Raw genomic sequence first — 26,164 nt, 5'->3', positions numbered from 1 at the left:
CCGGTACAAAAAGGAAATTTAGTTTATAAACCAACAACTCAGTGAAGCAATTTGATCAGTTAGGTCTAGTCTTAAAAGATGAGGGATGTGAAAGTTATTTGTTTTCGTCCTTTCTAATTGATTGAAGAACGATTCAGGGGGCATACCATGAGTATTTTTGACCACTATCGTCAACGCTATGAAGAAGCCAAGGATGAAGAGCTTTCGTTGCAAGAATTCCTTGAAATCTGTCGTAATGACCGCAGTGCATATGTTAATGCAGCAGAACGCTTGCTAATGGCAATCGGCGAACCCGAAATGATTGATACCGCTCAAGATCCGCGCTTGAGCCGCCTTTTCTCCAACCGCGTCATTTCCCGCTACAAGACATTTGAAGACTTCTACGGCATGGAAGATGCCATCGAACAGATTGTCTCGTACCTTAAGCATGCCGCTCAAGGCCTGGAAGAACGCAAACAGATCCTCTATCTATTGGGCCCTGTTGGTGGTGGTAAATCATCACTAGCAGAAAAACTGAAAAGCCTGATGCAAAAAGTTCCAGTGTATGTACTGACAGCCAACGGGGAGCGTAGCCCTGTTAACGATCATCCTTTCTGCCTATTCGATAAAAATGAAGATGGAGACATTCTCAATAAAGAATACGGCATCCCTGAGCGCTATCTAAATAACATCATGTCACCATGGGCGGCCAAACGCCTGCACGAATTCGGTGGTGACATCACCAAATTTAAAGTCGTCAAAGTTCGCCCATCAATCCTTGACCAGGTCGGTATTGCCAAAACGGAACCCGGCGATGAAAACAACCAAGATATTTCGTCTCTGGTCGGTAAAGTAGACATCCGTCAGCTTGAACACTTCGCTCAAGATGACCCGGATGCTTACAGTTACTCTGGCGCACTCTGTAAGGCCAACCAGGGCCTGATGGAGTTTGTAGAGATGTTCAAAGCACCACTTAAAGTGTTGCATCCACTACTGACAGCGACCCAGGAAGGCAACTATAACGGGACCGAAGGGCTTTCAGCACTGCCATTTGACGGGATCATTCTGGCTCACTCAAACGAGTCTGAATGGCAGACCTTCCGTAACAATAAAAACAACGAGGCCTTCCTTGACCGTGTTTATATTGTCAAAGTGCCTTATTGTCTGCGTGTGTCGGAAGAAATCCGGATTTACGAAAAACTGCTTCAGAACAGTGAACTATCGGCTGCACCTTGTTCGCCAAGTACACTGGAAATCCTTGCTCGCTTTACCGTGTTATCACGCTTGAAAGAGCCTGAAAACTCTAGCCTTTACTCTAAGATGCGGGTTTATGACGGTGAAACACTGAAAGACACTGACCCTAAAGCCAAGTCCTACCAAGAATACCGCGATTATGCCGGTGTCGATGAAGGGATGGCAGGTCTGTCGACACGTTTCGCGTTCAAGATCCTATCGCGCGTCTTTAACTTCGACCACTCAGAGGTCGCAGCGAACCCGGTTCACCTGTTCTATGTACTAGAGCAGCAAATCGAGCGTGAGCAGTTCCCGCAAGAGTTGGCGGAAAAATACCTTGAGCACCTGAAAGGGTATCTGACTCCGAAGTATGTTGAGTTCATCGGCAAAGAAATTCAGACCGCTTACCTTGAGTCATACTCTGAGTATGGCCAGAACATCTTTGACCGTTACGTAAGCTATGCCGACTTCTGGATTCAGGATCAGGAGTACCGGGATCCTGAAACCGGACAGCTATTCGACCGCTCAGCGCTGAACAACGAGCTTGAGAAGATCGAGAAACCTGCTGGCATCAGTAATCCGAAAGACTTCCGTAATGAGATCGTCAACTTCGTACTACGTGCCCGTGCAAGCAATGCAGGCAAGAACCCTAACTGGACCAGCTATGAGAAGCTACGCACCGTGATCGAGAAGAAAATGTTCTCGAATACCGAAGAGTTGCTACCAGTCATCTCGTTTAACGCCAAAACATCCACCGACGAGCAGAAGAAACACGATGACTTCGTTGCTCGTATGATGGAAAAAGGCTACACCCGTAAGCAAGTGCGCCTGTTATCTGAGTGGTATCTGCGCGTACGTAAGTCTTCGTAAGCTAGCCATGGAATTATGGGATGAATAAGGGGGGAGCTTATGGGGCATTTTATAGACCGGAGGCTCAACGGTAAAAATAAAAGCACGGTAAATCGTCAGCGTTTTCTGCGCCGTCATAAACAGCAAATCAAGGAATCGATTGCTGATGCGGTAAACAAGCGCTCGATTACCGATGTGGAAAGCGGTGAGGATATTACCATTCCTTCCCGCGATATCCGCGAGCCGAGCTTTCACCAAGGCCGAGGTGGACAACGTGAAGTTGTCCACCCGGGTAACGACCAGTTCAGCCCCGGAGATCGCATTGAACGCCCCCAAGGAGGGGCGGGACAAGGCGGTGCCGGAGAGGGACAGGCCAGCCCTGATGGTGAAGGTCAGGATGAATTTGTTTTCCAGATATCTAAAGATGAATATCTCGATCTACTGTTTGAAGATCTGGAACTACCAAACCTTGAGAAAAACCAACTCAATAAAATTGTCGAGTGGAAAACATTCCGCTCCGGCTTTAAATCGACGGGTGTGCCGGCCAATATTGCCATTGTAAAATCATTGCAGAACTCACTGGCCCGCCGCACGGCGATGACTGCAGCCAAACGCCGTCAGCTAAGGGAGCTGGAACAAGCGCTTGACCATTTAATGAACACTGAACCAGCCCAACCTCTTGAAGAAGAAAGAGTGAAGCAGGAAATTCAGGCTCTGCGGGAAAAAATCAACCGCGTGCCTTTCATTGATACTTTTGATTTACGTTACAAAAACTACGAGCGTCGACCTCAGCCAACAAGCCAGGCTGTTATGTTCTGCTTAATGGATGTGTCCGGTTCAATGGACCAGGCTACCAAAGATATGGCCAAACGCTTTTACATTTTGCTGTATCTGTTCCTCAACCGAACCTATAAAAATGTCGATGTGGTGTTTATTCGCCATCATACCCAAGCCAAGGAAGTCGACGAACATGAGTTCTTCTATTCACAGGAAACAGGGGGAACCATCGTTTCCAGTGCACTACGGATGATGGACGACATCATTAAGAAGCGCTATTCACCGGCTGAGTGGAATATCTATGCCGCACAGGCTTCAGACGGCGATAACTGGGCTGATGACTCACCGGGTTGTCGGGAGCTGCTTGATAAGCATATCCTGCCAGTTAGTCGCTATTACTCTTATATTGAAATTACCCGCCGGGCACACCAGACACTATGGCGGGAATATGAAGCACTGCAGGCAAGCCACAGCAATTTTGCGATGCAAAACATAAGGAGTGTGGAAGACATCTTCCCGGTTTTCCGGGAGCTATTTAAAAAGCAAGTCAGCTAGATGTCATCAAGCGCTATAGGGGGAGTGTGTTATGGTAACAACCACTAAGTCAAAAACACTCAGTGATGGTCCAGACTGGACGTTTGACCTGCTGGAGCAATATCACAAGGAAATTAAGCGTGTCGCCGATCATTACCGGCTTGATGCCTATCCTAACCAGATTGAGATCATCACTGCCGAACAAATGATGGATGCCTACTCCAGTATCGGCATGCCCATCAATTACCATCACTGGTCATTCGGAAAACGCTTTATCGAAACGGAGCGTGGCTATAAGCATGGCCAAATGGGGTTAGCCTACGAGATTGTGATTAACTCCGATCCCTGTATCGCTTACCTGATGGAAGAAAATACGATTACCATGCAGGCATTGGTAATGGCCCATGCCTGCTATGGACATAATTCATTTTTCAAGGGCAACTACCTATTTAAAACCTGGACGGATGCCAGTTCAATCATCGACTACCTGTTGTTTGCCCGAAAGTATATTACCGAATGTGAAGAAAAATACGGCGTTGATGACGTCGAAAGATTACTTGATTCTTGTCATGCGCTAATGAACTTCGGCGTTGATCGCTACAAACGCCCACAAAAAATATCTCTAATTGAGGAAAAGGCCAGACAGAAAGCACGTGAAGACTATCTGCAGACCCAGGTAAATGCTCTCTGGCGAACCATTCCGATGCAGGAAGAGAAGGAGCTAAAGACAGAAGAAGCCCGCTATCCGCACGAACCTCAGGAAAATATCCTGTACTTCATTGAAAAGCATGCGCCACTGCTAGAGCCTTGGCAGCGCGAGATAGTAAGAATTGTGCGAAAAATCAGCCAGTATTTCTATCCGCAGAAACAGACGCAGGTCATGAACGAGGGCTGGGCAACCTTTTGGCACTATACGATCCTTAATCACCTGTATGACGAAGGCTTAGTCACGGATCGGTTTATTATTGAGTTCCTCCACAGCCATACCAATGTGGTGGCTCAACCGGAATACAACAGCCCCTACTACAGCGGAATTAATCCGTACGCTCTGGGCTTTGCCATGTTCCAGGACATCCGCCGAATTTGTGAGAACCCAACAGAAGAAGATAAATACTGGTTCCCTGACATTGCAGGATCTGACTGGTTGGAAACCGTGCATTTCGCGATGGAAAACTTCAAAGATGAAAGTTTCATAAGCCAGTATCTGTCTCCGAAAGTGATGCGCGACTTTAAATTCTTTGCGGTTGATGACGATGACCGTCACAACTATGTCGAGGTTAGCGCAATTCACAATGAGGAAGGCTACCGGGCAATTCGAGAAAAGCTCTCGTCGCAATATAACCTCAGTAACAATGAACCGAATATCCAAGTTTGGAATGTCGCGCTGAAAGGTGATCGTTCACTTACCCTGAGGTATGTACCACACAATCGAATACCCCTTGCCGATAGTCATTCGGAAGTGCTGAAACATATGTACCGCCTATGGGGATTCGATGTCACTCTGGAAGAAGAACAACCAGACGGCAGAACCCAAATCCTCGGTACCTGCCCTATCCGTAATCAGTACAATTCAGAGATATAAATCCTAATTCACAACGTAAGAACAAAAGCGAGAGGTGCAAGCCTCTCGCTTTTTATTTCGGGCCTTGGGCCTGTTCTTCCAATGACCAGTATTCCCAATAAACAAAAAAGGAGATGCCTCTGCATCTCCTTTCTTAAATTATCATTTCACGAGTCACATTACGTAACTCTTAAGCTTACTGCTCTTCTTCGTACAGGTAGCGAGCAATTTCAATTCGGTTGCTATACCAAATTGCACCACTTTCGCGGCCATACTTCTTGATACGATCGGCAACCAACTCAGGTTGATGATTGTCGCAGTAAGACTTGATATCGCGATAGAAGCCAAGGGCAAGCTCGCACGCTTCTTTAGACATGAAATAGTAACCGCCTACGCGAGTATAAATCTTACGCAAACCGTTAATCGTCAACACATACAAGGTATTGCCAGATTTCGCTGCCATACCCTGGAACATACGGTAATCATAGTAGTTAAACGCACGAGCTCGACAAATCTCTTCGCATAGCTCAGGCTGGTCTTTACCGTACTTATCAACGATCTTCTTCACTTCCTGCATCAGTTCAGCTTTTTCTTCACTCGCTTCAACGAAGTCTGCAAAGCTGTCCGCCTTAAGAAGTTTTTCACAAGAATCAATCACGTTATCCAGCAATTGACTCGATTCCTCGTGATTACCTTTAACAGCGTAGCGCATATAAACGCTGCTAATATCAGTACGAGCAGACAGCAAATCCTCAAGTACTCCCTGAACATCCTGTCCATCAAGAGTGATCAAGGTATCGAGAATGCTTAGTCCCGAGGTATCCATATAGTTATTCACACGCGTTGGTTTACCGTGCTGGATAGTCAACCAGCCATCACGGGCCAAACGCTGCAGAACCTCTCGTAACGTAGTCCGTGTCACACCAATTAATTCGGATAACTCTCGCTCTGCAGGAAGAATAGAGCCTTGGGGAAAGTGATTATTCCAGATACTCTCAATAATATATTTCTCAGCAAATGTTGCTGGGCTATCAGCCTTTATTACCATCTGATTATTTTTCCAGTTGCTTCTTGCTCATATTTTATTAACTCATCATACCACTACTTATGCATTAGGAGAAACTATGCTATTCATCTAAAACTGATGTTTCCTTTTGCAGTTTGAAATTTGACTACGCTCAACATTTTCAGAGAATTGTAAGAATATATTTCAGAGCGTGGTAATCTAGCTCGCCAAATGTACGGTTTAGGGGTTTAGGTTCAGTTAATGAATTATCCCTTCATATCTCAGCTTGACTGATCTAGATCACACGGTACAGTTAGCACGATCAAACACTGGGAGCTAAAAGGATGCTGCTGCCTGCTTTAAGTTAAAAACCATCAGGGAAATGATTTTTAGCTTAGAGGGTCTCATAAGAACACTTAACCTCAATCAATAGATGGTTACCCTGCTCTAGGACTACAAAGGCAAGATAGCGCCAGCTCATCGAATAATCTGCGTATTTAAAGAGACCCAAGAACATGGCTATTTCGCTAGGGAACGCCTTTATAAAGAACTTTTTAGGCAAGGCTCCTGACTGGTACAAATTGGCAATCATTGCCTTTCTTGTCATCAACCCATTCGTATTTTTTCTCGTTGACCCATTTGTTGCAGGCTGGTTGCTGGTAGTTGAGTTTATCTTCACCCTCGCTATGGCCCTGAAATGCTATCCGCTACAGCCAGGTGGCCTATTGGCTATTGAAGCCGTTGCGATTGGAATGACCAGCCCCGAGCAGGTCAAACACGAACTGGTTGCCAACATTGAAGTTATCTTGCTGTTGATCTTCATGGTTGCCGGCATCTACTTCATGAAGCAGTTGCTGTTATTCATCTTCACCAAGATACTGATCGGCATCCGCTCAAAAACCCTGCTATCGCTTTCTTTCGTAGTGATGGCGGCATTTTTATCGGCATTCCTTGATGCACTGACCGTCATCGCGGTTGTGATCAGTGTGACGATTGGCTTCTACAGCATCTACCATAAAGTCGCATCAGGCCGAGAGCCCCATGCTTCCCACGACCATACAACCGATTTACATATTCGGGAAATAAGCCGTAATGACCTTGAAAACTACCGTGCGTTCCTTCGCAGCCTGCTAATGCATGCCGGTATCGGTACTGCGCTAGGTGGGGTCATGACCATGGTAGGTGAACCCCAGAACCTGATCATTGCCGATCAGGCTGGCTGGCTATTTGGCGAGTTCATCATTCGTATGGCACCTGTTACCATTCCGGTCTTCCTGTGCGGTATCCTGACCTGTGTGCTGGTGGAGAAATTCCAAATTTGCGGCTATGGTACCCGCCTGCCGGAAAACGTACGCAAAATCCTAGTCGATTTCGACGAGGAAGAGCGTAAAAGCCGTACCAATATTGACTATGCCAAGCTGGCTATTCAAGCGATCATTGCCGTCTGGCTAATTATCGGCCTGGCGCTTCACCTTGCAGCCGTTGGCCTTATCGGTCTAACTGTCATTATCTTCGCCACCTCTTTCACCGGTGTAACCGAAGAGCACGCTTTAGGTAAAGCATTTGAAGAAGCACTACCATTCACCGCGTTACTTGCCGTGTTCTTCTCAATTGTTGCGGTCATTATCGACCAGCAACTGTTTGCGCCAATTATCAATATGGTGCTGAGCCTGGAAGGCAGCGCGCAAATGACGATGTTCTATATTGCCAACGGCTTGCTGTCGATGGTTTCTGATAACGTCTTTGTCGGTACGGTCTATATCAACGAAGTGAAAACAGCGCTAATTAACGGCGTGATCACTCGTGACCAGTTCGACATGCTGGCTGTCGCGATTAACACCGGTACCAACCTACCGTCGGTAGCAACACCGAATGGTCAGGCTGCGTTCCTATTCGCCTTGACGTCGGCACTGGCGCCGTTGATTCGCCTATCATACGGCCGCATGGTATATATGGCACTGCCTTATACCATCGTACTGTCTATCGTCGGCCTGGCCGGCATCGAGTTTATGCTGGTACCGATGACAGATTGGTTCTATGACATGGGGTGGCTTGCACACCATACTGCGGAAGCTGTATCACATATCGCACCAGCCGCTGGACATTAATTGAATCTTTCGTAAAGATAACGGTCAGAAATGATAACTTCAAAGCCCTGATTAATCGGGGCTTTGTTTTAATAGCAAACAGAACAAACATCTGATTGGCACAGATAATAGTTTCGCTTGGTATAACTTTAGACGAGATCATTCAATGCAATTTCTGAATTCATTTTCCAAAAGCCGACTATCGTGGCTATTACTGCTGCTTTCCATCATCTTTTTTGAAGCCTGCGCCCTCTTCTTTCAGCATGTCATGAAATTAGACCCATGTGTGATGTGCATCTATGAGCGTGTAGCAATGATGGGAGTTGGTTTCGCGGCCCTACTTGGGATGATTGCCCCGCAGAATGCGATTATCCGCTGGGCTGGCCTCGCCGCATGGGGATACAGCGCTTACCGCGGCCTGGAGTTAGCCAAAGAACATGTCGGCTATCAGTTTAATCCGTCGCCATTTGCGACCTGCGATTTGTTCGTTACCTTCCCTGACTGGGCTCCGCTCAACAAGTGGGTTCCATGGATGTTTGAAGCAACGGGTGATTGCAGCAAGGTGGTATGGTCTTTCCTTGGTCAGTCTATGCCACAGTGGTTGGTTGTTATTTTCACAGCAAACTTAGTTGTCTTAGCCGTGATTGTTGTCGCGCAGATCCTGGGTGGAAAGAAGTAGCGCCCCTAGACAACAGCGTAAAAATAGAAAAGCGAGAGTCAATGGCTCTCGCTTTTTCTTTAGCCCTCGGTCCTGCAGGCAGACTCTCTAAGCCATCAAGGCCTTTCAAGAAACTCTAAAACTTTCAACTATATTTCAAGCTTTCGCTCTTCCTAGGACCTAGGCCCCGCTTTTCCAGGAACTTGGATATAGGAACTCGTCCCTCCCAGCGCATCCACAATCGGATAATCCGCAGGGCATAGCTGATAAGTTGCCATCTCGGCATGATCGATCCACACCGCATCCTGATGGCTATGAAGCTCTAACTCGCCGGCTCGCCAATGGCTCAAGTACCCTTTTAGGTGAATAACCTTATCACCATAGTCAAACACACTGTCCGCCAGCCAAACGCCGGTGTCAGTAGTGATCGCTAACTCTTCCTTAAGCTCTCGTTCCAAAGCTTGCTCAGGTGTCTCACCGGGCTCGACCTTGCCACCCGGAAACTCCCACAAACCACCCTGGCTTGCATGGTCGAAACGCTGAGTCAGTAGATACTTACCGGCTTTTTCGATAACACCGGCCACCACTAGGATCACCGGCTTGTGAGCTGATTGTTGTTCAGATAGAGGATTTCCACCAGCCATCAGTTACCACAGCACTGCTTGAACTTCTTGCCGCTACCACACGGACAGGCATCATTTCGTCCCGTTTCTTTATACGGGTTAACCGCCTGTGCACCAGCCCCTTGCTGTAGTTCATCCGCCGCCATAACGACTTCAGTCAGCATCAGAGGCAACTGGACGTATAACACTTCTGGCTGAGGCATCCCGGTTACACCGGCTTCTTCCATCTGAGCCAGTGTCGCTTTCTCATCAAGTAACAACATGCAAGTTGTCAGCAACGCCGACAACATACGCATCGTACCGTCTGACATTGCCTGATCTGCCCAGTTTGGTTCAATAAATGGCCAAACCGCCAGGAAGCCTTCGGCAAACTCACTCATCGCATCGGTAATACCCGATTCTTCTTGCCAAGTTAGTACAGCAGGCAATTCATACTCACCAGCCTTGATATAGCGGTACTGCATTTCGAAGTGATTCAGAATAGCGGTCTTGTGTGCTTCACAAATCGCTTCTTGTTCATCTTCGGCGACGCCTCCGGTTACCAGAACAGACATCCAGGACTCAGGTTCCAGCGGTTTTGGATTTGCATTTGCCGCAAGCAAAGCGCCTTCAATAAAGGTCGCAGGCATGCCTTCCCAATCTGCAGGTAGTGTCATTAATTCTGTCATCGTGTTTTCCGGTTTTCTCGAGCGTTACTGAATGAGGCGCGAATTATATACCCAAACGACACCGAGTTGTTAGCTCCCTCGCTCTCCCGCCGATTCCATCGCCCATAACCAGAGAGAAAGATGAAGGCTTTAATCTCTCTACACCGTGATTAAAGCGCCCTCTCTGAAGACCAAAGTGCGTACTCACTCAGCATATTCCAATAATTATTGTTGAATTTTACTGCCGATAAGCGCAAAAATAATGAAATTAACGACATATTCTGGGATGAAAATAATGCCTCAAGGGAAAGCGTACGCCATAATTGCAGGAGCGAGTGGCCTAGTCGGGGATGAATTGCTCCACCAATTACTTGCCCACCCGCATTACCAGACCATTTATTCACTTTCCCGCAGTGAGTTACCTTTTCACAGTAAGAAACTGGTACAGATTATCCACCCAGAACTTCGAGTCACTGCTTGGGGCGAATCCGATCCGACCCCACAAGTGGGCTTTATCTGTTTAGGTACCACCAAGAAGCAAGCTGGCAGTAACGAAGCGCTAGAAGCCATCGACTTCCAATTGGTAAAAGAAGTCGCAGCTACAATGCACTTGCTCGGGGTCAGGCATATCGTGGTGATATCGAGCCTGTTTGCCTGCCCATGGTCACCTTCCCATTATTTACGCTGCAAAGGTAAAATGGAAAAAGCCATCAGGGCGATGGGGTTTGATCATTGTATTTTTGTCCGGCCAGGCCCGCTTAAAGGAGAGCGAGCCCAGCCGCGTAAAGACGAACTGCTAGTTCAGGGCGTGTTTACCCTATTCCGCCCGCTCGTTATCGGTCCACTGGCTCACCTCAACCCTATTCCAGCCGAACGTGTTGCCCGGTCAATGCTGGAACTCTCATTACTGGCTGAAAGCAATCATACAGAACCGGTAACCGTGGTTTCTGGCAAAGCTTTACAGGCCGATCCCCATATCCGCTAGAGGATTATACCAAACTGAATAATTATCTGATCCAATCAGAGCACGACCAGCCGTTTGAGAGCAAGCCAAATTGATAAAGATATAGTGGTTCTACATCAAAGCAATTTGGGGCAGATATCGAGCGGCTGGCATGCTCCCAAAGGGCGAGTTGCAAAGGCTCAGCTACCGTGTTACTTGATTTTGATGGATATGAATACACCTACAATCAAGCGCCTTGTATCTGAGCCTTTTCAATCTCGCTGATAGACCAGATAATTATTCAGTTTGGTATTAGATGACAATCTCGCCATTCCGCACTAAAATCTCGCCCCTTACATAGACAATAGTGCAGTGCGAGAAAGCTGATGCCAAAAGCGATGCGAGTAATATTAGGCCCGATGGAAGGTGTCCTCGATCATCTGATGCGAGAAATGCTTACCGAAATCAATGATTATGATCTTTGCGTCACCGAGTTCGTGCGCGTCATCGATCAGCTATTGCCTAGTAGCGTCTTCTATCGCCTATGCCCGGAACTACGCCAAGGGGGCAAAACAGCCTCAGGTACACCGGTACGGGTTCAGCTATTGGGACAGGACCCAAACTGGCTTGCTGAAAATGCCTACCGCGCCGTTCACCTGGGATCGGCAGGCGTTGATATCAACTTTGGCTGCCCGGCAAAAGCAGTTAACAAAAGCCGAGGTGGCGCTGTTCTGCTCCAGGAGCCGGAGTTGATGTACCGAATTGTCAAAGCCGTACGCGAAGCAACGGATCCGAGAAAGCCGGTCACAGCCAAAGTTCGTCTAGGTTGGGATGATCCAGAGCGCTGCTTTGAAATTGCCGATGCCGTCGTCCAGGCTGGCGGTGATGAAATCGCGATCCATGCCCGTACCAAAGTCGATGGCTACAAGGCAGAAACCATCAAGTGGGACTATATCCGCCAGATCAAGGAAAAAACATCAATCCCTATCATTGCCAATGGCGAGGTTTGGAACTACCAGGATGGCCAAGATTGCCTTAATACAACGCAGGTCGATGCCTTGATGGTTTGCCGCGGCGCACTGAATCTGCCTAACCTGTGCAATGTTGTTAAACGTAACGAGGCGCACATGAACTGGGAGGAGGTATTAGCGTTACTACTGCGCTACTCCCAGTATGAAATCAAAGGGGACAAAGGCCTGTACTATCCAAACCGGGTCAAACAGTGGTTTGCCTACCTGCGTCATGAATACCCGGAAGCCAAAGAGCTATTTGCTGATATTCGCCGCCTCAATAAAGCAGCGCCAATTGTTGAGGTGCTGCAAACGGCCCACCGACACAGAGCTGCTTAATAGTTCATTACCCAAATAGCCAAAACCCCAGCATCGGCTGGGGCTTTGTTTATCTGTCCATACAATAACAGCTGTATTATCGATTGGGATGATTCAGGATGTGATCTTCCCAGTCAATCACGTCGATCTCGTAAACGATTTTATCCCGTACGGATTCATCTGCTTTATGCATCGCCTCTTTCGAGCCCGTCAGCAGTGGGTGCCACTCCGGTAGATCTTTGCCTTCAGCTACCAAACGATAGGCACACGTTTCAGGCAACCAGACAAACTCATCAATACGGTCACGTGTTAGCTTCAGGCATTCTTCGCCTGATTCAAACCTGTTAGGGTAGTCTTTACACGAACAGGTTGTATTATCCAGCAGGCTACAGGCAACATTGGTGTAGTAGATCTCATCGGTGTCATCGTCGATCAATTTATGCAGGCAGCACTTTCCGCAGCCATCACAGAGTGACTCCCACTCTTGATCTGTCATTGCCTTTAAGTCTTTTTCTTGCCAAAAACGTACCATATACCCAGCCTTATCTGTGACACTATCTTAACCCTTATGGCTAAGAAGGCGGTTTTATAGCCGCCTCGCAGGTAAAGTGCAAGCATTTCATCTGGATCTCGCATCAGAAAGCACTGTAATAATAGTCATTACTATTTACAGCCTATTTGGGTAATTAATTTTGATCCAATGACCGTTGAATGGTAACTTTCGCACCCGTTTTCGCGTGATGAATAAAGTATAGGTAAGTTATGGAGTGTCGATTAGGCTGTGGGGCTTGCTGCATTGCACCAAGTATCTCTTCTTCAATTCCGGGAATGTCGAAGGGTAAGCCGGCAGGGGTTCGTTGTATTCAGCTTAACGACGACAACCTATGCAAATTATTTGGTAAACCCGAGCGTCCAGCCGTCTGCCTTCAGTTTAAAGCTTGCCCAGATCTGTGCGGCACAACCTCCAAGCAGGCAATCGATAATATTACTGAATTAGAAAGCATGACCTAAGCAGCCATGCTTTCCGATGAAATTAAGTTAAACGGCTACTTTACCCGTCAGGATACGTAACACTGACTTGGCATGCTCGACCGCCTGGTGACCAGAGTAAGTCAGGTAACCTCCATCTTCACTTGTTACCAACCCCTTTGCGTACAAACGTTTTGCCGCTTCCACCAGCTCAGGCGCAGCATCGCTTCGTACCTTAATTCCTTCCATATCGCTGTGCATTGGAAATTTAACCAGCAAGTTCATTTCATTAACTAGTTCAGCTGTATATGGCATAGTCACCTCTTTATTTCTTTGGCCTGCCTTAATACTAGCGGCTGGATACAATAAAAGTAGGTGATGAGATCATATCCGTTGCAATCACTTGATGGAAAAAGAGACGTGCTTCAAAAAAATGCATATTAGCAGATACTAAAAAGCCGCTCCTAAGAGCGGCTAAATTTAATTTTTTGCTTATTGTTCAAATATTAAGCTTGAATACCAACAATCAGCCAAGGCGCATTTGGAGCACGTAGGTCACGTTCCAGATGCCAAATATCAGTAATATCTTCTTCAACACCTTCATTACGATCTTTATAACGGCCCGAGAACTTAATACTTAGTTGCGCAGTACTCGCATCATAGTCCGCACGCACCAGTTCGGCGTCAACATACATCACTTCGGTATGCTGCTCACCGTCAAGTTTTGCACGCTCTGCCGCCAGATCTGCCATCAGAGCAGGACTCACGTATTCACGAATCTTCTCCAGCTCATTATGATTCCACGCGCCTTGAATAACACGATAGTGATCACGTGCACCGTTTAGGAAAGCGTTCATGTTAAAGCCAGGAGGCAGATTAAATGGTACATCGCTATCAGTAGATGCATAGCCTTGCTGCGCAGATGCTGTGTTCATTTCAGGCGCTGCCTGGCGATACTGTTGCTGTGACTGATGTGGTGAGTTACCGGCATAGGCATCTCGGTGACCCATCGGGGTACCTTTCGCACCGCGCATCGTCTTGAACAGCTTGAAGATCACAAATGCAATCAGGCCGAAGATCAGAATATCCATAAACTGGATACCCTCAAATGCCCCGCCAAAGAAAGCCGCTAGCAGGCCGCCCGCCAGTAGACCACCCAGTAAGCCGCCCATTAATCCTTTCTTGCTCGACTTGCCGGCCTGATTTGCCGTAGGATTTTGTTGTTTTAGAGTATCAGTCTGTTTTGGCTGTTGTTTTACCGGTGCCGTTTTAAAGCTTTTACCAAACGACTTACCACCGCCAAATTTCTTTGCTTCGGCGTGCGGAGTCATAAAAGACACCGTCAAGATCAAAGCAAATATCGTGAAGAAGCGTTTCATTAATGTGAATACCTTTGCCAAATATATGCTTCAGCATCCTAACTGCCTACGACTGAATGTCAACTAAACAGCAAGAGCAAATTGTTACTAATATTTAGCAACTCTATCTCAGGTGTCGAGTTATCGTTCATAGAATTATTATTCCGCACAGCAATAAATGCCTTAAGCCATTATTATCTATTTGGTATTACTGCACTAATTAGTAAAATGAGTGTCAAAATAAATCCCAAAGTGAACAACAGGAAACATTATGCAAGATACGCACAGCAAACTAATTGGTTATTTACTGTGGATTTTTGGCTTTACCGGCGCCCACCGCTTTTACTATGGCAAGCCAGTTACCGGTACCATCTGGTTTTTAACCTTAGGGCTTTGCGGCATTGGCTGGTTAATTGATTTATTCCTGATCCCGTCGATGGATCGCGAGGCCGATATTCGTTTCCAAAGTGGCGACACTGACTATACGGTAGCCTGGTTATTACTGACTTTCCTTGGTGTCTTTGGTGTTCACCGCATGTACATGGGAAAGTGGCTGACCGGTATTCTCTACCTCTGTACGTTTGGCTTTTTCCTCATCGGTATCTTGGTCGATTTCTGGACGTTAAATGATCAGGTATCAATACGTAATGCAGAAAACCGCAGAGGATAAGTCCGGTCAAGGCATGGATTTTATGCAGTATTTTGACTTAAATCTCGCTGAAAATGTATTAAGAATGTATGATTTAAGTCACAACAAACTCACTAACAGCAGGCATACCCTTCTTTCTGCTTGACCATTTAGAGGCAGAACAACTAAAATATCGAACATCGTTCTATAATATTCTGACTAGATGGATACCGTCAGAGCACTATGCTTACTTTGCAACCACCTCTCGGTGGATATCCATATTACAATTAGCTAAGTAAGACTATCTTCGATTAAGAGTAAAATTCGATGGCAAGACGAAATGACCATACTCGTGAAGAGTTGGTAAGTATGACACTGGAGCAGGTCAAAAACTTTCTCGATGAACACCCACACCATGAGCTGAGCTTACGCAAAGTCGCGGCTATGATTGGCTATGTCCCAAGCACGCTGGTAAATGTATTCGGTAACTATAACTTACTTTTGTTACACGCCGTAGCCCAGACTTTGGATGAGCTATTTGCTGAGGCAGAAGCACAAATGCAAGATGTATCTTCTCCGGAAGATGCGCTTCGCAAGCTTGCATACTGCTACTTGGATTTTGCATCCCAGCACCCACACCGCTGGCAACTAATTTTCCAACACACAATGCAGGGTGAAGAGCTCCCTGAGTGGCAATCAGAGCGTATCGACAGCATGACAGGTATGCTGGAAACCCTGATCCGCCAAATCACACCGCAGAAATCGGATGAAGAGATCCTGGAAGCAAGCCGTGTATTGTGGGCAGGTGTACATGGGATCACGCTGCTAACTGTGGATGACAAGCTATTCACCTCGACACCGGTTGATGGCAAGGCACTGATCGATAACCTTATCAATACTTATCTCAACGCTTGGCGTGCTTAAGCGGAGAGAATAATGACAGCCAAGCCCCAATCCCGTCTGTTAACTAAACAGCGTTTTTTACCCTATTTTCTTACCCAGGCTTTTGGGGCTTTTAATGACAATGTGTATAAGAATGTACTGCTCATTCTTATCGCATTTGCCGCCCCCGGAACCTTACCCGTTGACTCAGATCTGATCATTAACCTTGCTGCTGGCCTCTTCATTTTACCTTTTTTCCTGTTTTCAGCCTCAGCTGGTGTACTGGCAGACAAATATGACAAAGCACTGATCATGCGAGTGGTCAAAATGGCTGAGATCATCATTATGTCGTTAGCTGCTGTGGCCTTTGTCACGGAAAGCTATTTGGCACTGCTTGTCCTGTTGTTCCTAATGGGGACTCAATCTGCTTTCTTTGGCCCGGCCAAGTACGCCTTGCTGCCGCAGCATCTGAAAAAAGAGGAGCTCGTATCAGGCAATGCCTTAGTTGAAACCGGTACCTTTCTTGCCATTTTACTGGGAACCTTACTGGCTGGCGTAATAGCCAACCAGTCGAATGCAACAGTCATTGCCGCCGTCAGTGTCGTTTGTTTTGCAATGATCGGCTATTTAAGTTCACGCTGGATCCCGGAAGCAAAACCAAGCAATCCCAATATTGCGTTTAAATGGCGGCCGGTACGACAGACCCGGCATACCCTGTCGATTGCACGACGTGACAGAACAGTTTTTCAATGTGTGTTAGGGATCAGCTGGTTCTGGTTCCTCGGTGCCTGTTACCTCACTCAGTTTCCTAACTTTGCCAAGTTACACCTCGGTGGCGATGCGGCAGCTGTTTCTTTCTTGCTGACGCTGTTTTCTATTGGTATTGCAATTGGCTCACTGCTGTGCGACCGCTTGTCCGGCCACCGTATAGAGCCAGGAATTGTGCCCTTGGGCAGTTTGGGGATCACCGTGTTCGGGGCTGATCTCATGTTCGCCACACCGGATATTATTCCGGCAACCCAATCAATCATTGGATTTGTCTCACACCCTGAGCTATTTCGGGTCTTCGTATCACTGACGATGCTAGGTGTATCGGGAGGGATCTTTATCGTCCCTCTCTATGCCATGATGCAGCATCGAGCCAAAGAAGAAGAGCGGGCTCAGATTATTGCTGCGAACAATATTTGGAATGCTATTTTCATGGTAGCCAGCGCTGTTACGGCAATTATCTTTCTGGCCGTGTTAGAGCTATCGATTCCACAGTTCTTCCTGTTCCTCTCGCTGCTTAATTTTGTTGTTGTACTGTATATCTACATCCAGGTACCCGATTTTTTCTGGCGATTTGTTGTCTGGTTGGTCAGCCATACCATGTATCGGGTTCGCCATAAGGACTTGACCAATATTCCGACCTCAGGCGGCGCATTGATTGTCTGCAATCATGTCAGCTATATGGATGCTCTGCTGCTGGCCGGTGCATGTCCGCGCCCTATTCGCTTTCTGATGGACAGGGATATCTATAATATCCCCTTTATCAAATCCTTCTGCAAAGCCTGCAAAGTGATCCCGATTGATGCGACAGACCGAAAATCAATCCTTAAAGCCTTTGTAAAGGTAAACGGCTACCTGGAGCAAGGTGATCTCGTTTGTGTCTTCCCGGAGGGACAGCTCACCCACAACGGTGAAATCGGACCGTTTATGCGCGGCATCGATCTCATCATCAAACGTTCGTCCGTACCGGTGATCCCGGTTGCGTTGCAAGGTTTATGGGGCAGTTACTTCAGCCGTGAAGGTGGTCGCGCCTTACTCAAAATTCCCAAGCGTTTCTGGTCTAAAGTGAATATCGTGGCCGGTAGCCCGATCCATGCCAAAGAAGCCAGTAGCGAGAAACTACGCGAAGAAGTGATGGCATTGCGGGGAGAAAACCGGTAAGAGCGGAGGGCTAGAACCTAGATCCTGGTTCCTGTGAAAAGCAAAAAGCGAGAGACAGTGGCTCTCGCTTTTATATTTATAGGTGTCCCATCCTGGGTCTTGGGTCCTGCAGACAGGTTCACCAAACCTTGCAACAAAATTAAGCTCTTGCTATTCCTAGAACCAGCTCTTCCTAGAACCTAGGGTCAGTTTTTGATGTCCATTCTTTCTCTAAGTATTAGGCTCCAGGATCTCACTCCCTTCTTTTAAGCCACTCCGCCAGTCGCTTTCGTGAAACTTTAATCCCACCAGCAGCTAATGCTTCCGGCAAAACATAGTAGGCAACCGGCCGGCGAAATCCAGTAACCCGTGATTCCATATAGCTGTGGAGCTCCTCACGCAAAACGTTATCGAGTGCTTGCTGGGTTTCCACTATCGCTACCGGGCGCTGACCAAACTCGATATCATCGACAGGCAGAACAAAAGCCTGTTTGACGTCGGAATGGGCTAGCAACACCTTCTCTATCTCTTCAGGCTGGATATTCTCGCCACCTGAGATAAACATGTTATCGGCACGCCCCAGAATATGCAGCTCCTCGTCATGCCAGCAGCCTAAATCTTTGGTTGCAAACCACTCATCCTCAGCCACTGGGAAGATAGTCTTGTTACGGTAGTAACCGATGCACAGTGTTTTACCTCTTACCAGGATCTCACCGTCTTTCAATGTCAGTTCCCGGTTAGGCAATACTGCGCCGACGCCAGCACTGGCATCTGCTCGCTTGGCTGTTACCGTTGACCCCATCTCTGTCATACCATAGCCGCACCAACAGTGAATACCAGCCGCTTCAGCCTGCTTGGTCAGGCTAACGGGGATCACCGCACCACCAAGCAATACCTGCTTCAGTGTCAACGAGGGGGCTTGTGCTTTCTCCCGAGTCTCCAACAGCCGCTGCAGCTGAGTCGGGACCAGTGAGGCATGGGTGACCTTAGCCAGTGCTCCGTCAAGCTGTGCAGCTCCAGCAACGACCAACTTGGCACCGCGATACAGCCAACGCCAGACTATCGCTAACCCCGAGATATGAAATAACGGCAAGGAGAGCAACCAGCTATCTTGCTCATCAAAGTCCATCCACTCCAGTAGTCCAGCAGCACTCGCCAGCTGGCTTTGGGCAGAATGAACCACAGCTTTCGGCTGCCCTGTCGAGCCAGATGTCAAAGTCAGAGTCGCTGGGCGTGTCGGTTGCCAAGTCACCGGCACCAGGCGATTCTGCTCAGAAGGCAGCAGTTGCAACCGGGTGTATTGTTCAAGTGAAAAGGCAGTCTTCGCAGGATACCAAATAAAATCACATTGAAGCTGTTCTAGTTGCTGATCCAGTTCCGACTGGCTGCTACGCGGGTTTAATCCAACATAGCGGGCACCAACACGCAGCGTAGCGAGGATCAGCCACAGAACCTGAATCGAGTTGGTAGAAACCACAGCAATCAGCTGATCACGCTTCACTCCCTGCTCGACTAAGCCCTGAGCATATTCATCAACCCGTAATGCAACTTCCGCCCAGCTAAATGTTTGCTCACCAAAACACAAAGCGGCCGCTGACGGCCGCTCTGTTGCCCAATGTTGCCAGGGCCATGTGGCAAAGTATGACGTTACTTCTGCCATACCACCTCGAGATCAGCCAATGAAGTCACTGGCAGCTCACAATCCGGCCACGGTGTTTCAAGCTGAGCTTTAAACAGCTGCATGGTATCGAGGCCAGGGATCACCGCAGGTGTTTGCCAAGCGGCAAAGCGAGCCAGCTGGTTCAAGCCTAGGCTCGACTCCATGCTAGAACTAATCACGGCAGTCAGCCCAGCCTTGTGTGCTTGCTGAACAAGCTCTGCACAGCGCTGTACCGACCCGATCAGTGATGGCTTGATCACGATAGCAACCACACCAGGTTCTGCCTTTACCTCGAAGCCTTCATCACGCACGGTTTCATCCCACGCGATATTGATACCTGTCTCCTGGGCAAAAGCCAGACTGTCAGCCGGTGTTTTACACGGCTCTTCTAGGAACGCGATCCCTGCCCGGTGTTCAGGCTTCACATACTTGGCAAACTGCTGGGCTTTCAGCGGCGTCCAGTTACGGTTGGCATCAAGACGAAGGCGAATTTCCGGGATCGCCTCGATAAACATGTTGGCCACCATACCGTCACGCACTGCTTCGTACATGCCGACTTTGATCTTGGCAATCTTCTCGCCCGGCATCTTGCTAAGTGCGATGACCAAGTCATCCGGATCACCCGAACATAGCGGTGCAACCTGATAGTTACCTTCTGCCGGTAGTTCTCCCGCCAGCTCAAGCTCGGCCATACTCAAGCCAAAGGCAACGGAAGGAAGGGCAGAAGACAGATCCCATTCATCACCTTGTACCCAAGAATCTAACAACTGTTGAGCTTGCTCACCGGCCTGCTCTGCTGTTTCCTGGCTAAATTCCGGCAAAGGTGCAATTTCACCAAAGCCCACCGCATCACCGCTACGTAATTCAACAATCCAGCCTTCACGAGTGATCAAACGCTGATTACGTAGGATCACGCCTGAGTCCATTGGTAACTGGTACTGATACAATTTTGCGCTACGCATATTCGATGTTCGCCTTAAGAGTTACGTTGGAACGCCCTATTCCAATCTATCTAAAAAATGAGAGACCGCCATGCTGAACTCATGAGGCAGTTCAACATGAACGTTATGTCCCGCTGTCGGAATTACGGTAAGATCTAATCCTGTTTTTTCAGCCAGACATTTGAATTTGTTATCGTTTTCTCCGCATACGTAACAAACGGGAAACGGTAGTTGCTCAACCTTCGACTTCAGTTCAGGTTGCTTGGCCAGCGATGTAGCCAGTAGCATACGTGCTATACCAGAACCAAGGTTATCACTGCGTTTCTGGATCAAACTTTGTCTTTGGTCATGATTTAGTGACGAAAAAACCGGTTGCAGATACCAATCAGCCAAAACCAGCTCTAGCGATTCAGAGTCAAAGCGCTTTGCCCATTCCTCATCATTGGCTAAGCGAGAATCACGCTCTTTGGCAGGCAGTCCAAAATGCCCACCTTCCAATACCAGCCCGACCAGCTTTGCTTGACTTTCAGAGCAGGGAAAACAGGCATGGTACATTGCCAGACGAGCCCCCATAGAATAGCCAACCAACACATAGTGGCGAATATTACGATGGTTTAACGTCTGCACAATTTGCTGGTTAACGTCTTCGAACCCAGAAGGTGTCAGTAGGTTGCTATGACCATGCCCGGGCAAATCAATCGTCAGGCAGAGATAAGACGGTGATAACTCGTTCACCACCTGACGCCAGTCACGCCCGGAGCCCAGCAAGCCATGCAAGAAAACCAAGACCGGTCGTTCATCGCCAGCAGATAGGCGATGACCATAAGTTTCAGAGTAAAGTGGCATTTTTCACCTCGGCAAAAAGAGCTTTCAGCAGCTCACCGCTCTGGCCGGAAGGCGTTTTGACTTCAATCAATGTCGCCCCATTGTGCTGCAGTCCCAGACGACAGGCCTGCTCAGCCTCTGCCAGTGTTTGCGGGCATTGATAATCCAGACCAAACATCGCTGCCGCGTGGCGGAACTCCAAGCCATGAGGCATGCGATAGAGAGATTCTTTCTGCTGTTCCGGAACCGGTAACAAGTCAAAGATCGCCCCGCCATCGTTATTGGTCACCAACACCACCACCGGCTCAGTGATAGTTTTTAGCAAGGCCAAGGAGTTGAGATCATAAAGCAACGAGGTGTCACCCAGCAGGCAAAGTAAAGGAGCCTTGCGGGCTTTTTGTACCCCGGCAGCCGTGGCAATCAGGCCATCAATACCCGATGCACCGCGGTTAGCAAATGTCGCGGTTTGAGGCAGCTTACCGCACATGTCCAACAGGCGGACTATCAGGCTATTGCCCAAAAATAGCTCGCTGCCTTGAGGTAGCCACTGCATCAGGTTCGCCGCCAACGTCATTTCATTAAGACTGTTATCACGTGCCGCCAGCAGCTCGAAATAGGTAGCAGAAGCCTGTTTTAGGCTATCAGCCCAGCCATAATGGTTAAACGCGCTAACCAGCCGAGAAGCTTCATCAGCCCAGCTTTTCACTGTAGCCTGAATACGCAGGCTACGTCGGTGAGAAGGGTCAAGCCGACCAGACAAGGGATCAATTAACCAGTACTGCTGCCAACAATGATCAGCAATAAGCTGTAGTAAACGTTTTGAGACCAGGCGGGCGCCAAACTGCAACACCACCTCAGCCTGTTCAATCTGCTGCTGGCAATGCGGATTCTGGAGCCAGACATCATACCCTGCCCAATCGCTGCTTCCCCCGGCCTGAGGATCCACCAGCAAAGGCCAGCCGAGCTTCATCGCCAGAGCTTGCACTGCAGGTAGCTCACTTGGCTCCATTCGTCCGGCAATAATAATTCCCTTGTGTTCAGTCATTGACTGCCAGGCAGCTGTATCAATAATCACAGGGCCAAAGCCAGCTTGCTGGTGCCGAGTATATGGCAGGCCGTCATTCAGCCAGCTTTCCAGCGGAGTTAGGTAGGAAGAAAAGTCTACATCGCTACCGTAAAGAGGCTCGGGGTAATGACAGTTAAAATGCACGGCCCCGCCTCGTACTGACTGCTGAGACATGGCTGCATCAATTGTCGTGAGCAACCAGTTTGGCGAGATATCTAGCGAGGGTGAAGGCAGATCGTTAAATTCGGTAACATGCTCAGAAAAGATCCCCTGCTGACGGATCGCCTGATTGGCTCCGCATTGAATCAGTTCCACGGGACGATCGGAGGTCAGCAGTACCAGTTTTTCACCGGTCAGGCCGGCTTCGGCGACAGCGGGCAATAAGTTTGCAACAGCAGTACCGGATGTGACCACGACAGCAACAGGCTGTTGTGAAGCTTTGGCAATTCCCAGCGCCAAAAAACCCAACCCGCGCTCATCAAAGTGGGTATGCAGGGTCAGCTTCTCATTTTCATCAGCCGCCAAAGTCAACGGTGTTGACCTCGAACCCGGCGCAATACAAACATGCTTTACACCAAGCCGAGCAAGCTCTTCTAACATTAATCCAGCCCAAAGCTTGTTCAGGGCTGCACGGTATTGCAGCTGTACACAGGTGTCCGGTAGCGCTTTCATCATGCCGTCTTGCGCTCCAGTTCCGGTTCCTCTGAACCCAACAGGCTGCACAGCGTCGAGGTTTTACGATCCAGCTCTTTCCACTCGCTATCGGCAGTTGAGCCCGGCACAATTCCGGCTCCGGCAAAGAGGTGCAGCTCCTCACCCATGATTAACGCACTACGGATAGCCACACAGAACTCACTGCGCTGACGGCTGAGGAAGCCCACCGCACCGCTATACCAGCCACGGGCAAAGGGCTCGTGCTCGGTAATAAAATCCAATGCCTTGTCACGCGGCAGTCCGGCGATAGCCGCCGTCGGCTGCAGGCTATCAAGCAAATCGGCACTGTATACTTGCTCGTTGAGTTGAGCATCAATGCTGCGTTTTAGATGCTGTACCTTACGAAGGCGAACCAGCTCAGGAGTCTGAGCCACATTCATCGACTCACAACGCGGAACCAGACGACTGACAATATCGTCCACCACCAGACGGTTCTCGTAACGGTTTTTGTTATCATCCAGCAACCACTGAGCCAAGCGGTTATCTTCCGACGGATCGTCATCACGGCCAATCGTACCGGCAAGGGCCTCCGTCAGCAGATCCCGCTCATGACGCAGGAACAACCGCTCCGGAGTCGAACCCACAAAGCAATGCTTCGCGTCCAGCGCCATCATGAAGTGAAAGCTGTTCATGTTACTGCTACGGCTGGCTTTAAGCAGCTGTGCCGGAGCAACTGGTACATCAAGCTTCAAGGTGGTCTTACGGGCCAGTACCACTTTCTCAAATACTTTCTGGGATATTGCATCCAGTGCATTACTGATCATCGATGACCAGCCAGCAAAATCTGGTGCATAAGAGCGCCCTAAGATCTTGCTTTTTATTTCCGCCACTTCAGATGTCGTCGATGTGATCTGGGAAAGTGCCTGTAGCACCTTTTCCTTATCATCAGCAGAAAGGTTAACGGCCAGTTGCCAACAGCCATCAATTCGGATTACTTCCAAAAGTGGCAAAAAGAAAAAAGAAGAAAGGCAACGGCGGTTACGGCTGGTACGGCCGTCGAAAGAACGTCCGCCCCAAATCCGCTGTTCGTCCGATAGCACTTTCTCAGCAGCCATCGGATCAGTAAATGTTTTAATCTGACCTAGCGCCACAACCTCTTCACGGCTATCCCTGGACTGCCAGTAGAATTTCGGAAAGAGCGGTTGGGATTCCATCCAGTCAATAAGGTCGGTGTTGGCCGGCAAATCCAGCTTCACCATCAATCGTTGAGTTGTTTCTGTAGCTTGTTGAATTTTTTCAATTAAAGACTCAACTGCAGTTTGTAACGCGGTCAAGATAACCTCACTCAGCTCTAAAGCACCATAGCGGCTCGTCCCTGGCTGATTGTAAATATGCCAATCACTTGGCACATAGTTCGACCTTCATGTTAGTTAAAGAATTAACCACATAATGAATCCGCCATTCTACCTCACTAATAGCGATCTGACTAATAAAGTAATGACTCAACACGAATCTTCATATCTCAACATATTTACTAATCTTCGCTCGTCGCATAACGAGCCAAATCCGCCCCTCCGGCAAGTTAACTTACAGGATAACCCGCAGAATTCATAAAGGTACGAATCGCTTACCCCAAAATAAGAAAGCAGAGGATCGCACTCCCTAAAATAGAATTTAATTACACAAAACACTATTCTTCGTGATTTTTTTCTGTTCGCTATTTATTTTATCCAGTTTCATAGTGTAATTTGTTGGTATTAGATAATAATTTGCAGGAAAACAGCAATGCACAACATCGGGATGTCATCCAAGTTAAATAATGTTTGCTACGACATACGAGGTCCCGTTCTTAAGCATGCCAAACGCATGGAAGAAGAAGGCCATAAGATTTTAAAACTGAATATCGGCAACCCGGCACCATTCGGTTTTGATGCCCCGGACGAGATTCTGGTCGATGTGATCCGAAACTTACCGACATCGCAGGGATACTGTGATTCAAAAGGTATTTACTCGGCCCGTAAGGCAGTTGTGCAGCATTATCAGAAGCGCGGCATGCTCGATTTAGACGTCGAAGATGTCTATATCGGCAACGGCGTATCAGAGTTGATTGTGATGGCTATGCAGGCCCTGCTCAACAACAATGATGAGATCTTGGTACCCGCACCGGACTATCCGCTTTGGACTGCCGCAGTTTCACTATCGGGCGGCAACCCCGTGCATTATGTCTGTGATGAAGAAGCAGACTGGTATCCGGATCTCGACGACATTCGCAAAAAAATCACCCCGAATACCCGTGGTATTGTACTAATCAACCCGAACAATCCCACGGGTGCGGTCTACAGCCGTGATTTTTTACTGGAAGTAGTGGAAATTGCCCGCCAGCACAACCTGATTATTTTTGCTGACGAAATTTACGACAAAATCTTATATGAAGGCGCCCAGCATACCTCTATCGCCCCGCTGGCACCGGATGTCTTCTGTGTCACCTTTAATGGCCTATCAAAATCTTATCGTGTCTGCGGCTTCCGCGCTGGCTGGATGATCTTATCCGGACCCAAACATCTGGCCAAAGCCTATATCGAAGGACTGGAGATGCTGTCATCGATGCGCTTATGCGCCAATGTGCCTATGCAGCACGCAATCCAGACGGCACTTGGGGGCTACCAGAGTATCAATGAGCTGATTCTGCCAGGCGGTCGATTGCTTGAACAGCGCGATAAAGCCTACGACATGATCACCTCGATCCCGGGAGTCTCATGTGTCAAACCGAAGGGCGCGCTGTACCTGTTTCCGAAACTGGATCAGAAGAAATTTAATATCGTCGACGACCAACGAATGGCATTAGACTTCCTCCAGCAGGAAAAAGTACTGATCGTCCACGGCACTGGCTTTAACTGGAAGAAACCGGATCACTTCCGCATTGTTACCCTGCCTAGGGTGGATGATCTGGAAATGGCAATTGGCCGCCTGGAGCGCTTCCTGCACAGTTACCGTCAGTAATTTCTCGCCCGCCCCACTTTCAAGCCTCAGTTTTACTGAGGCTTTTGT

23 protein-coding genes are annotated in these 26,164 nt (G+C 48.2%); 12 read left to right on the top strand and 11 right to left on the bottom strand.

Annotation, left to right across the window (positions count from 1 at the left end; translation table 11 throughout):
* The first annotated feature begins 147 nt into the window (after window positions 1-147).
* The 3 genes from MD588_RS05800 to MD588_RS05790 are packed head-to-tail and all read left to right on the top strand — an operon-like array spanning window position 148 to window position 4,954.
* The gene (locus MD588_RS05800; RefSeq protein ID WP_265696008.1) at window positions 148-2,082 is read left to right on the top strand and encodes a PrkA family serine protein kinase; all 1,935 of its coding nucleotides are present in this window, start codon (window positions 148-150) and stop codon (window positions 2,080-2,082) included.
* 39 nt (window positions 2,083-2,121) lie between these two features.
* Window positions 2,122-3,393, top strand: a complete 1,272-nt coding sequence (locus MD588_RS05795; protein WP_265696007.1) for a YeaH/YhbH family protein — start codon at window positions 2,122-2,124, stop codon at window positions 3,391-3,393.
* A gap of 31 nt (window positions 3,394-3,424) precedes the next feature.
* Complete coding sequence (locus MD588_RS05790) at window positions 3,425-4,954, top strand: SpoVR family protein (protein WP_265696005.1); 1,530 nt, start codon at window positions 3,425-3,427, stop codon at window positions 4,952-4,954.
* A 175-nt stretch (window positions 4,955-5,129) separates the two neighbouring features.
* Here MD588_RS05790 and fadR read toward each other — a convergent pair whose 3' ends face one another.
* Complete coding sequence (gene fadR / locus MD588_RS05785; protein ID WP_265696004.1) at window positions 5,130-5,981, bottom strand: fatty acid metabolism transcriptional regulator FadR; 852 nt, start codon at window positions 5,979-5,981, stop codon at window positions 5,130-5,132.
* Window positions 5,982-6,454: 473 nt separating this feature from the next.
* On the opposite strand from fadR, the gene nhaB reads away from it, so the two are divergent.
* A complete protein-coding gene (nhaB, locus tag MD588_RS05780; RefSeq protein ID WP_265696002.1) occupies window positions 6,455-8,047 on the top strand; it encodes a Na(+)/H(+) antiporter NhaB in 1,593 nt (530 codons plus the stop codon).
* A 145-nt stretch (window positions 8,048-8,192) separates the two neighbouring features.
* A complete protein-coding gene (dsbB, locus tag MD588_RS05775; RefSeq protein ID WP_265696001.1) occupies window positions 8,193-8,705 on the top strand; it encodes a disulfide bond formation protein DsbB in 513 nt (170 codons plus the stop codon).
* 152 nt (window positions 8,706-8,857) lie between these two features.
* On the opposite strand, the gene MD588_RS05770 is transcribed toward dsbB, so the two are convergent.
* Window positions 8,858-9,328, bottom strand: a complete 471-nt coding sequence (locus tag MD588_RS05770) for a (deoxy)nucleoside triphosphate pyrophosphohydrolase (protein ID WP_265696000.1) — start codon at window positions 9,326-9,328, stop codon at window positions 8,858-8,860.
* Window positions 9,328-9,975 carry a YecA family protein gene (locus tag MD588_RS05765; protein WP_265695999.1) on the bottom strand — a complete coding sequence of 216 codons (648 nt, stop codon included), beginning with the start codon at window positions 9,973-9,975 and terminating at the stop codon, window positions 9,328-9,330. Before MD588_RS05765 ends, MD588_RS05770 begins: the two co-directional genes overlap by 1 nt.
* 274 nt (window positions 9,976-10,249) lie before the next feature.
* Between MD588_RS05765 and MD588_RS05760 the strand changes: the two genes are divergently transcribed.
* Both MD588_RS05760 and dusC read left to right on the top strand, forming a co-directional pair.
* Entirely contained in the window at window positions 10,250-10,939 is a 690-nt protein-coding gene (locus tag MD588_RS05760; protein WP_265695997.1) for an NAD(P)H-binding protein, read from the top strand.
* 356 nt (window positions 10,940-11,295) lie between these two features.
* The gene (dusC, locus tag MD588_RS05755; protein ID WP_265696109.1) at window positions 11,296-12,246 is read left to right on the top strand and encodes a tRNA dihydrouridine(16) synthase DusC; all 951 of its coding nucleotides are present in this window, start codon (window positions 11,296-11,298) and stop codon (window positions 12,244-12,246) included.
* Window positions 12,247-12,322: 76 nt separating this feature from the next.
* Here the strand turns inward: dusC and MD588_RS05750 are convergent, their stop codons facing one another.
* Window positions 12,323-12,757, bottom strand: coding sequence for a YcgN family cysteine cluster protein (locus MD588_RS05750; protein WP_265695996.1), 435 nt, complete (start codon window positions 12,755-12,757; stop codon window positions 12,323-12,325).
* Between the two features lie 230 nt (window positions 12,758-12,987).
* On the opposite strand from MD588_RS05750, the gene MD588_RS05745 reads away from it, so the two are divergent.
* On the top strand, window positions 12,988-13,236 hold the full coding sequence (locus tag MD588_RS05745) for a YkgJ family cysteine cluster protein (RefSeq protein WP_265695995.1): 249 nt from the start codon (window positions 12,988-12,990) through the stop codon (window positions 13,234-13,236).
* Between the two features lie 27 nt (window positions 13,237-13,263).
* Here MD588_RS05745 and MD588_RS05740 read toward each other — a convergent pair whose 3' ends face one another.
* Together MD588_RS05740 and MD588_RS05735 are read right to left on the bottom strand one after the other, a co-directional pair.
* Window positions 13,264-13,509 (bottom strand): TIGR02647 family protein, encoded by a 246-nt coding sequence (locus MD588_RS05740; RefSeq protein ID WP_265695994.1) that lies wholly within the window; start codon window positions 13,507-13,509, stop codon window positions 13,264-13,266.
* Window positions 13,510-13,700: 191 nt separating this feature from the next.
* On the bottom strand, window positions 13,701-14,573 hold the full coding sequence (locus MD588_RS05735; protein ID WP_265695993.1) for a Tim44 domain-containing protein: 873 nt from the start codon (window positions 14,571-14,573) through the stop codon (window positions 13,701-13,703).
* Window positions 14,574-14,823: 250 nt separating this feature from the next.
* Between MD588_RS05735 and MD588_RS05730 the strand changes: the two genes are divergently transcribed.
* The 3 genes from MD588_RS05730 to MD588_RS05720 all read left to right on the top strand — a co-directional run bounded on the left by MD588_RS05730 (window position 14,824) and on the right by MD588_RS05720 (window position 17,991).
* Window positions 14,824-15,222: a TM2 domain-containing protein gene (locus MD588_RS05730; protein WP_265695992.1), complete on the top strand. Its 399-nt coding sequence runs from the start codon at window positions 14,824-14,826 to the stop codon at window positions 15,220-15,222.
* 285 nt (window positions 15,223-15,507) lie between these two features.
* Window positions 15,508-16,104 carry a TetR/AcrR family transcriptional regulator gene (locus MD588_RS05725; protein ID WP_265695991.1) on the top strand — a complete coding sequence of 199 codons (597 nt, stop codon included), beginning with the start codon at window positions 15,508-15,510 and terminating at the stop codon, window positions 16,102-16,104.
* Between the two features lie 12 nt (window positions 16,105-16,116).
* Window positions 16,117-17,991, top strand: coding sequence for an MFS transporter (locus tag MD588_RS05720; RefSeq protein WP_265695989.1), 1,875 nt, complete (start codon window positions 16,117-16,119; stop codon window positions 17,989-17,991).
* Window positions 17,992-18,223: 232 nt separating this feature from the next.
* Here MD588_RS05720 and menE read toward each other — a convergent pair whose 3' ends face one another.
* The 5 genes from menE to MD588_RS05695 are packed head-to-tail and all read right to left on the bottom strand — an operon-like array spanning window position 18,224 to window position 24,450.
* Window positions 18,224-19,630, bottom strand: coding sequence for an o-succinylbenzoate--CoA ligase (gene menE, locus MD588_RS05715; RefSeq protein ID WP_265695987.1), 1,407 nt, complete (start codon window positions 19,628-19,630; stop codon window positions 18,224-18,226).
* Window positions 19,618-20,592 (bottom strand): o-succinylbenzoate synthase, encoded by a 975-nt coding sequence (menC, locus tag MD588_RS05710; RefSeq protein ID WP_265695986.1) that lies wholly within the window; start codon window positions 20,590-20,592, stop codon window positions 19,618-19,620. Before menC ends, menE begins: the two co-directional genes overlap by 13 nt.
* Window positions 20,593-20,628: 36 nt before the next feature.
* On the bottom strand, window positions 20,629-21,417 hold the full coding sequence (gene menH, locus MD588_RS05705) for a 2-succinyl-6-hydroxy-2,4-cyclohexadiene-1-carboxylate synthase (RefSeq protein WP_265695984.1): 789 nt from the start codon (window positions 21,415-21,417) through the stop codon (window positions 20,629-20,631).
* Window positions 21,401-23,137: a 2-succinyl-5-enolpyruvyl-6-hydroxy-3-cyclohexene-1-carboxylic-acid synthase gene (gene menD, locus MD588_RS05700; protein WP_265695983.1), complete on the bottom strand. Its 1,737-nt coding sequence runs from the start codon at window positions 23,135-23,137 to the stop codon at window positions 21,401-21,403. Before menD ends, menH begins: the two co-directional genes overlap by 17 nt.
* Window positions 23,134-24,450 (bottom strand): isochorismate synthase, encoded by a 1,317-nt coding sequence (locus tag MD588_RS05695; RefSeq protein WP_265696108.1) that lies wholly within the window; start codon window positions 24,448-24,450, stop codon window positions 23,134-23,136. The genes menD and MD588_RS05695 overlap by 4 nt, the downstream gene beginning before the upstream one ends.
* A 451-nt stretch (window positions 24,451-24,901) precedes the next feature.
* On the opposite strand from MD588_RS05695, the gene MD588_RS05690 reads away from it, so the two are divergent.
* Window positions 24,902-26,116: a pyridoxal phosphate-dependent aminotransferase gene (locus MD588_RS05690; RefSeq protein WP_265695980.1), complete on the top strand. Its 1,215-nt coding sequence runs from the start codon at window positions 24,902-24,904 to the stop codon at window positions 26,114-26,116.
* Window positions 26,117-26,164: the final 48 nt, after the last annotated feature.

This window comes from Photobacterium obscurum (assembly GCF_026191635.1).
GTDB lineage: Bacteria > Pseudomonadota > Gammaproteobacteria > Enterobacterales > Vibrionaceae > Photobacterium > Photobacterium obscurum.
This window is presented reverse-complemented; position numbering and strand designations above follow the sequence as displayed.

Coding starts and splice junctions, on each gene's coding strand:
- MD588_RS05730 (WP_265695992.1), top strand. CDS start 14,824: ATGCAAGATACGCACAGCAAACTAATTGGTTATTTACTGTGGATTTTT.
- nhaB (WP_265696002.1), top strand. CDS start 6,455: ATGGCTATTTCGCTAGGGAACGCCTTTATAAAGAACTTTTTAGGCAAG.
- fadR (WP_265696004.1), bottom strand. CDS start 5,981: ATGGTAATAAAGGCTGATAGCCCAGCAACATTTGCTGAGAAATATATT.
- menC (WP_265695986.1), bottom strand. CDS start 20,592: ATGCGTAGCGCAAAATTGTATCAGTACCAGTTACCAATGGACTCAGGC.
- MD588_RS05795 (WP_265696007.1), top strand. CDS start 2,122: ATGGGGCATTTTATAGACCGGAGGCTCAACGGTAAAAATAAAAGCACG.
- MD588_RS05735 (WP_265695993.1), bottom strand. CDS start 14,573: ATGAAACGCTTCTTCACGATATTTGCTTTGATCTTGACGGTGTCTTTT.
- MD588_RS05770 (WP_265696000.1), bottom strand. CDS start 9,328: ATGGCTGGTGGAAATCCTCTATCTGAACAACAATCAGCTCACAAGCCG.
- MD588_RS05690 (WP_265695980.1), top strand. CDS start 24,902: ATGCACAACATCGGGATGTCATCCAAGTTAAATAATGTTTGCTACGAC.
- MD588_RS05790 (WP_265696005.1), top strand. CDS start 3,425: ATGGTAACAACCACTAAGTCAAAAACACTCAGTGATGGTCCAGACTGG.
- menE (WP_265695987.1), bottom strand. CDS start 19,630: ATGGCAGAAGTAACGTCATACTTTGCCACATGGCCCTGGCAACATTGG.
- MD588_RS05720 (WP_265695989.1), top strand. CDS start 16,117: ATGACAGCCAAGCCCCAATCCCGTCTGTTAACTAAACAGCGTTTTTTA.
- MD588_RS05745 (WP_265695995.1), top strand. CDS start 12,988: ATGGAGTGTCGATTAGGCTGTGGGGCTTGCTGCATTGCACCAAGTATC.
- menD (WP_265695983.1), bottom strand. CDS start 23,137: ATGATGAAAGCGCTACCGGACACCTGTGTACAGCTGCAATACCGTGCA.
- MD588_RS05750 (WP_265695996.1), bottom strand. CDS start 12,757: ATGGTACGTTTTTGGCAAGAAAAAGACTTAAAGGCAATGACAGATCAA.
- MD588_RS05760 (WP_265695997.1), top strand. CDS start 10,250: ATGCCTCAAGGGAAAGCGTACGCCATAATTGCAGGAGCGAGTGGCCTA.
- MD588_RS05740 (WP_265695994.1), bottom strand. CDS start 13,509: ATGCCATATACAGCTGAACTAGTTAATGAAATGAACTTGCTGGTTAAA.
- dsbB (WP_265696001.1), top strand. CDS start 8,193: ATGCAATTTCTGAATTCATTTTCCAAAAGCCGACTATCGTGGCTATTA.
- MD588_RS05725 (WP_265695991.1), top strand. CDS start 15,508: ATGGCAAGACGAAATGACCATACTCGTGAAGAGTTGGTAAGTATGACA.
- dusC (WP_265696109.1), top strand. CDS start 11,296: ATGCGAGTAATATTAGGCCCGATGGAAGGTGTCCTCGATCATCTGATG.
- menH (WP_265695984.1), bottom strand. CDS start 21,417: ATGCCACTTTACTCTGAAACTTATGGTCATCGCCTATCTGCTGGCGAT.
- MD588_RS05800 (WP_265696008.1), top strand. CDS start 148: ATGAGTATTTTTGACCACTATCGTCAACGCTATGAAGAAGCCAAGGAT.
- MD588_RS05765 (WP_265695999.1), bottom strand. CDS start 9,975: ATGACAGAATTAATGACACTACCTGCAGATTGGGAAGGCATGCCTGCG.